Genomic DNA, 6,574 nt, shown 5'->3' on the forward strand with positions numbered 1-6,574 from the left:
CCCCCGCACCGGTTCCGCCGAGACCCTCGCCACCATGCAGGCCGCCGTCCTCACCGGCGAGGCCCTGTGGATCGGCTACGTCAACGCCGAGGGCAGCGCCAGCCAGCGCGTCATCGCCCCCATCCGCGTCGAGGGCGGCTTCGTCACGGCGTACGACCACACGGCGGACGAGATCCGTACGTATCCGCTGCACCGGGTGACCGGGGTGTCGGAACTGGCCGACGACACGCTGTAGGCGGGCGCGGCGCGCGTACGCCCCCTCCCATGCGCCCGCTGTCACCCGTCCGGGCGTAGTTGCCGCTGCCCCGCATCGCGGCGCGAGCCGCTGGGCAGCCACTCACCGCAATCCGCGCCCCGCACCCCGCAGCGCGACCAGCGAAAGGCCCAGCCCTCATGCGCCCCAAGCCCCGCACACGTACCCGCACCCGAGCCGCCCTCATCGCCTCCGCCACCGCCGTGACCGCCGTGCTCGGCGCCCTCGCGTCCGAGGCCGTGGCCGCTCAGGCGCCGTTGCCACTGCCCGTCGCGTCCGCCGAGTCGCTGGTCACCGAGGGCGTCACCGTGGAGGGACCGCTGATCAACAACATCACTCTGCCCATGACGAAGTAGCCCGCCGCCTGCGGTAGCTGTCCCCTTCGAGCCGGACGATCTCGGCGTGGTGGGCCAGCCGGTCGGCCATCGCCGGTGCGACTCCGCCGCCGAAGATCTCGTCCCAGCGGCCGAGCGGGCGGTCGCTGGTCACGATCAGTGAGGCGCGCTCGTAGCGGTGCGCGACCAGTCGGAAGAAGAGGTGGGCCGTGTCCGCGTCGAAGGGGACGTAGCCGACCTCGTCGACGATCAGCACGGCGTGGGCGTCGAGCGCGGTCAGTTCCTCGGCCAGGCGGCCCTCGGCACGGGCGCCGGACAGCCGGGCGGCCCACTCGGCGGCGGTCGCGAACAGCACCTGGTGGCCGGCCTCGCAGGCGCGGATGCCCAGACCGGTCGCGAGATGCGTCTTGCCGGTGCCGGGGGCGCCGACGAACACCACGTTGCGCCGGGCGGCGACGAAGTCCAGCTTGCCGAGCCGGGCCACGGCCTCCCGGTCGAAGGAGCGCGGGTGGTCCTCGTCGAACTCCTCCAGCAGCTTGCGGGACGGGAACCCGGCGGCACGGACACGCGCCTCCGCGCCCGTCTCGTACGCGGCGGTCTCGTATCCGCCCGTCTCGTACGCGCCCGTCTCGTACGCGGCCGTCTCGTACGCGGCCGGAGAGCGCCGTGTCTGGGCGGGGACCGTCGCGAGGGCGGGGGTGTCGGCTCCCCGTACGTTCGCGGGCGGGGCGGACGCCCGCGAGAGCCCGTGCTCCGGCGCCCGGTGCTCAGCGTGCGCTTCGGGCTCCTTGTGCGCCCGCTCGGAGCGCAGCGTCATCGGCCCCGACATGTACGCCAGGATCGCCGCCGACGCGATGAAGGCCATGTGGATCACCGTGCCCCACAGCAGGGCGTGGCGCGAGGTGTGGTGGACGTCCACGAACATCTGGAGCAGATGGACGGAGGAGATGCCCACGATGGCGGTGGCGAGCTTGACCTTCAGTACGTTGGAGTTGACGTGCGAGAGCCATTCGGGCTGGTCGCGGTGGCCCTGGAGGCCGATGCGCGACACGAAGGTCTCGTAGCCGCCGACGATCACCATGATCAGCAGGTTCGCGATCATGACGACGTCGACGAGCTTGAGCACCGCGAGCATCACGTACGTCTCGGTGGCCTGCCCGGTCACGCAGCGGAGAACTAAATTCCACAGCTCCTTGAAGAACTTGTAGACGTACACGCCCTGCGCCGCCACGAGCCCGAAGTAGAGCGGGGCCTGGAGCCAGCGGGTCGCGAACAGGGCGTACCCGAGCGTCGCCGTCATCGGGGAGGCGGCGGACGTGAGCGCCGGAGAGGCAGCGAGTTTGGGAGAGGTGACCTGCACAGGTCGCCATTCTTCGCAGCCATCGCCGCATATCAGAATTCCGACCACTCATTGGAGTGGATAGACATCCAATACGACGTGACGCGGACGTCATCCTCCATCCATGTCGACAGGCCCTCCCGATCGGGCACACTGGACGTTTGGCCGAGCAGAGCCATGCCCTGGGATCCCGAAAGGCAGCCGCGTGTGAACGGTCCACTCATCGTCCAGAGCGACAAGACCCTCCTGCTCGAGGTAGACCACGAGCAGGCCGACGACTGCCGCCGGGCGATCGCGCCGTTCGCGGAGCTGGAGCGGGCCCCCGAGCACATCCACACCTACCGCGTGACCCCGCTCGGCCTGTGGAACGCGCGCGCGGCCGGGCACGACGCCGAGCAGGTCGTGGACGCGCTGGTGCAGTACAGCCGGTATCCGGTGCCGCACGCGCTGCTGGTGGACGTCGCGGAGACCATGGACCGCTACGGCCGGCTGACCCTCAGCAAGCACCCGGCCCACGGACTCGTCCTCGCCACCACCGACCGCCCGGTCCTGGAGGAGATCCTGCGGTCGAAGAAGATCGCCCCGCTGGTCGGTACCAGGATCGACCCGGACACCGTCGCCGTGCACCCCTCCGAGCGCGGGCAGATCAAGCAGGTGCTGCTGAAGCTGGGCTGGCCGGCCGAGGACCTCGCCGGGTACGTGGACGGCGAGGCGCACCCGATCGAGCTGGCCGAGGACGGCTGGGCGCTGCGCCCCTACCAGAAGCAGGCGGTGGAGAACTTCTGGCACGGCGGGTCGGGCGTGGTCGTGCTGCCCTGCGGCGCGGGCAAGACGCTGGTCGGCGCCGGGTCCATGGCCCAGGCCAAGGCCACCACGCTCATCCTCGTCACGAACACCGTCTCCGCCCGGCAGTGGAAGCACGAGCTGGTGCGGCGGACGTCGCTGACCGAGGAGGAGATCGGCGAGTACAGCGGGACGCGGAAGGAGATCCGCCCGGTCACCATCGCGACGTACCAGGTGCTGACCACGAAGCGGAAGGGCATCTACCCGCACCTTGAGCTCTTCGACTCCCGCGACTGGGGTCTGATCGTCTACGACGAGGTGCACCTGCTGCCCGCTCCGGTCTTCAAGTTCACGGCCGATCTGCAGGCGCGCCGCCGCCTCGGTCTGACCGCGACGCTCGTACGGGAGGACGGCCGCGAGTCGGACGTGTTCTCGCTGATCGGGCCCAAGCGGTTCGACGCGCCGTGGAAGGAGATCGAGGCGCAGGGGTACATCGCGCCCGCCGACTGCGTCGAGGTCCGCGTCAACCTCACGGACAGCGAGCGGCTCGCGTACGCGACGGCCGAGACCGAGGAGAAGTACCGCTTCTGTGCGACGACCGCGACGAAGCGGAAGGTGACGGAGGCGCTGGTGCGCCGTTTCGCCGGGCAGCAGACCCTCGTCATCGGGCAGTACATCGACCAGCTCGACGAGCTGGGTGAGCACCTGGACGCGCCGGTGATCAAGGGGGAGACGTCGAACGCCCAGCGGGAGAAGCTGTTCGACGCGTTCCGTGAGGGCGAGATCAGTGTGCTGGTGGTGTCCAAGGTCGCGAACTTCTCGATCGACCTGCCGGAGGCGACGGTGGCGATCCAGGTGTCCGGTACGTTCGGGTCGCGGCAGGAGGAGGCCCAGCGTCTCGGCCGGGTGCTCCGCCCGAAGGCCGACGGCCACCAGGCCCACTTCTACTCGGTGGTCGCCCGCGACACCATCGACCAGGACTTCGCGGCCCACCGCCAGCGCTTCCTGGCCGAACAGGGCTACGCGTACCGGATCGTGGACGCGGACGAGCTGCTCGCGGAGAGCTGAGCGCCCGGGGCTCGGCGCTCCACGGGGCATGAGGACGGGCGGCGCCTCATCGACGGCGTACGCCCGCCTCGTCCGTGTACTCGCCCAGCACGATCACCTCGAAGGCGGCGCCGGCGAACACCTTGATCGCACGCAGCACGTCGCCCGTCCAGTGGCGGTGGTGGTCGGCATCGATGGCCGTCGCACCGGTCGGCGGACCGTGCCGGCCGGGAACCGGGGAGAAGGTCGCTGCACTCATGTCTCCATGATGGAATCCGCACCCCCCGGATGGCGTCGGTCCAGGGACGGAATCTCCGCCACCGGTTCGTCCTTCTCAGGTCCGCCCTCCCGTACGCCTCCGGGCTGAGGGAATCCCCTGGGAACCCCCAGGGGTACGGCATCCGTAGCCCTGAGATCGCAGGACGCGACGCCCGCGCCGGGCGCCGGTAAGGCCGCCGGAAAATGGTTCGCCCCCGGCTCCCGACTCATCTAAACTCTCCGCTCTTGCCCGCCTCCCTCTCCGGAGCGCCGCCGCCCGGCCGGAAACCGGACGGCACCGTCACCACCACGCAGGCGTCATTCGTACGCGCCGTCCCACGGCAGTCGACCGGCCCGCGCGCCCGCACGCGTCGCGCGCCCCCGGCCGGCGCACCGTCACGCCCGGAGGCAGAAACCCGTGTCCACCCGACCCGACGATTCCATGACCACCGAGGACGCCCCCGACCCCACCGACCCACTCGCCCGCGAGCGCTCCCACCTCTCCGCGTCCCGGACCGCGCTCCGCACCATGCGCAAGGACGTGGAGGCGCTCGACATCAGCGACGTCACCGCGAACTGGGTGAACGCGGAGGCGCTCCAGCACCAGATCAGCGAGCGCATCAAGGCCCTCGCCGACCTCAGCCACACGCCCCTCTTCTTCGGCCGCCTCGACTACCTCCACACCCCGGGCGCCGACCAGGCCGAGGGCGCGGAAGGAGAGCGCTTCTACATCGGGCGCCGTCACGTGCACGACGCCGTCGGCGACCCCATGGTCATCGACTGGCGGGCGCCCGTGTCGCAGCCGTTCTACCGGGCGTCCAAGCGGGACCCCATGGACGTCGGCCTGCGCCGCCGCTTCGGGTACACGGGCGGGGACCTCACCGCGTACGAGGACGAGCACCTCTCCGACCCCTCCGAGGCGGCCACCACCAGCAAGCTGCTCCAGCAGGAGATCGAGCGCCCGCGCGTCGGCCCGATGCGCGACATCGTGGCGACGATCCAGCCCGAGCAGGACGAGATCGTACGAAGCGGCCTGGCCGGCACGGTCTGTGTGCAGGGCGGCCCCGGCACCGGGAAGACGGCCGTCGGTCTGCACCGCGTCGCGTACCTCCTCTACGCCTTCCGCGAGCGCCTCGCCCGCACGGGCACCCTCGTCATCGGACCGAACCGTTCCTTCCTCCACTACATCGAGCAAGTCCTCCCGGCGCTCGGCGAGTTGGAGGTCAAGCAGGCGACCGTCGACGATCTCGTGGCGCACGTCGAGGTGCGCGCCACCGACGACGCGGCCGCCGCCGTCGTCAAGGGCGACGCCCGGATGGCGGAGGTCCTGCGCCGGGCCGTCCGCTCGCACGTCACGATGCCCACCGAGCCGGTGGTCGTGGTGCGCGGCTCGCGTCGCTGGCGCGTGCCGGCGTACGAACTGGAGGACATTGTCCGGGAGTTGCTGGAGCGGGACATCCGCTACGGCGCCGCCCGCGAGGCCCTGCCCCAGCGGATCGCGCACGCGGTGCTCGTACAGATGGAGCGCGCGGGTGAGGCGCCGGACGACCGCGTCCAGGACACCGTGGCCCGCAATCCCGCCGTGAAGGCGGCCGTCAAGGCGGTCTGGCCGCCCGTCGAGCCCGCGAAACTCGTCCTGCGCCTGCTGACCGACGCGGACTTCCTCGCCGTACACGCGGACGGTGTCCTCACGGACGACGAGCAGAAGACGATCCTGTGGGCCAGGCCGGTCCGGTCCGTGAAGTCCGCCAAGTGGTCGCCGGCCGACGCCGTACTGATCGACGAGGCGACCGACCTCGTCCAGCGCACCCACTCGCTCGGCCACGTCGTGCTCGACGAGGCGCAGGACCTCTCGCCGATGCAGTACCGCGCGGTGGGCCGCCGCTGCACCACCGGTTCCGCGACCGTCCTCGGTGACCTCGCGCAGGGCACCACGCCCTGGGCGACGCGGAGTTGGGAGGAGGCGCTCGCCCACCTCGGCAAGGGTGACGCCGTCATCGAGGAGCTCACGGCCGGCTTCCGCGTCCCCACGGACGTGATCACGTACGCCTCGCGTCTGCTCCCCCACATCGCGCCCGGGCTGACCCCCGTGGCGTCGGTCCGCGAGAACCCGGGGTTCTTCGAACTCCGTACGATCACGCCCGGTCCCGATAGCGGGGACGCCGAAGTGGTCGCCGCCTGCGAGGAGTTGCTCCGTAACGAGGGCTCGACCGGCCTCATCGCCGCCGACGCCAGGATCCCCGCCCTCACCGAGGCCCTCTCGACGGCGGGCATCACCCACCTCGCCCCCGGCGAGGAGACCACCCAGGAGACCCGCCTCACCCTGGTCCCGGCTTCCCTCGCCAAGGGCCTGGAGTACGACTACGTGGTCCTCGACGAGCCCCAGGCGATCGTCGACGCCGAACCCGACGAACGCACCGGCCTACGCCGCCTGTACGTGGCCCTCACCCGAGCGGTCTCGGGCCTGACGGTGACACACGCGGCCCCACTGCCACAGCAACTGACGTGAGGGGCCCCGCGCCCCGACAGGGGCGCGGCCCCTTCAGGGGCGCGGGGAAC

General features: G+C 71.2%; 6 protein-coding genes. 4 read left to right on the forward strand and 2 right to left on the reverse strand.

What is annotated here, in order from left to right; genetic code table 11:
• Both FNH08_RS41350 and FNH08_RS41355 read left to right on the forward strand, forming a co-directional pair.
• Positions 1 to 235: WYL domain-containing protein (locus tag FNH08_RS41350; protein WP_152776662.1), on the forward strand; the 235-nt coding region annotated here is incomplete at its 5' end.
• Positions 236 to 393: 158 nt separating this feature from the next.
• Entirely contained in the window at positions 394 to 609 is a 216-nt protein-coding gene (locus FNH08_RS41355) for a hypothetical protein (protein ID WP_152776663.1), read from the forward strand.
• Here FNH08_RS41355 and istB read toward each other — a convergent pair.
• The gene (istB, locus tag FNH08_RS41360; protein WP_152776666.1) at positions 587 to 1,888 is read right to left on the reverse strand and encodes an IS21-like element helper ATPase IstB; all 1,302 of its coding nucleotides are present in this window, start codon (positions 1,886 to 1,888) and stop codon (positions 587 to 589) included. The two genes, FNH08_RS41355 and istB, sit on opposite strands and share 23 nt — an antisense overlap.
• Before the next feature lie 246 nt (positions 1,889 to 2,134).
• On the opposite strand from istB, the gene FNH08_RS41365 reads away from it, so the two are divergent.
• Complete coding sequence (locus FNH08_RS41365; RefSeq protein WP_322726303.1) at positions 2,135 to 3,778, forward strand: DNA repair helicase XPB; 1,644 nt, start codon at positions 2,135 to 2,137, stop codon at positions 3,776 to 3,778.
• 46 nt (positions 3,779 to 3,824) lie between these two features.
• On the opposite strand, the gene FNH08_RS41370 is transcribed toward FNH08_RS41365, so the two are convergent.
• Positions 3,825 to 4,016: a hypothetical protein gene (locus FNH08_RS41370; RefSeq protein WP_152776665.1), complete on the reverse strand. Its 192-nt coding sequence runs from the start codon at positions 4,014 to 4,016 to the stop codon at positions 3,825 to 3,827.
• A 441-nt stretch (positions 4,017 to 4,457) separates the two neighbouring features.
• Here FNH08_RS41370 and FNH08_RS41375 point away from each other — a divergent pair, with 441 nt between their 5' ends.
• Complete coding sequence (locus FNH08_RS41375; RefSeq protein WP_152776667.1) at positions 4,458 to 6,524, forward strand: HelD family protein; 2,067 nt, start codon at positions 4,458 to 4,460, stop codon at positions 6,522 to 6,524.
• The last annotated feature ends 50 nt before the right edge of the window (positions 6,525 to 6,574 follow it).

It is taken from the genome of Streptomyces spongiae, from assembly GCF_009377185.1.
GTDB classification, from domain to species: Bacteria; Actinomycetota; Actinomycetes; order Streptomycetales; family Streptomycetaceae; genus Streptomyces; species Streptomyces spongiae.

Excerpts from the sequence above, each read along its gene's own strand:
- FNH08_RS41355 (WP_152776663.1), top strand. The coding sequence starts at position 394 with ATGCGCCCCAAGCCCCGCACACGTACCCGCACCCGAGCCGCCCTCATC.
- istB (WP_152776666.1), bottom strand. The coding sequence starts at position 1,888 with ATGACGGCGACGCTCGGGTACGCCCTGTTCGCGACCCGCTGGCTCCAG.
- FNH08_RS41370 (WP_152776665.1), bottom strand. The coding sequence starts at position 4,016 with ATGAGTGCAGCGACCTTCTCCCCGGTTCCCGGCCGGCACGGTCCGCCG.
- FNH08_RS41375 (WP_152776667.1), top strand. The coding sequence starts at position 4,458 with ATGACCACCGAGGACGCCCCCGACCCCACCGACCCACTCGCCCGCGAG.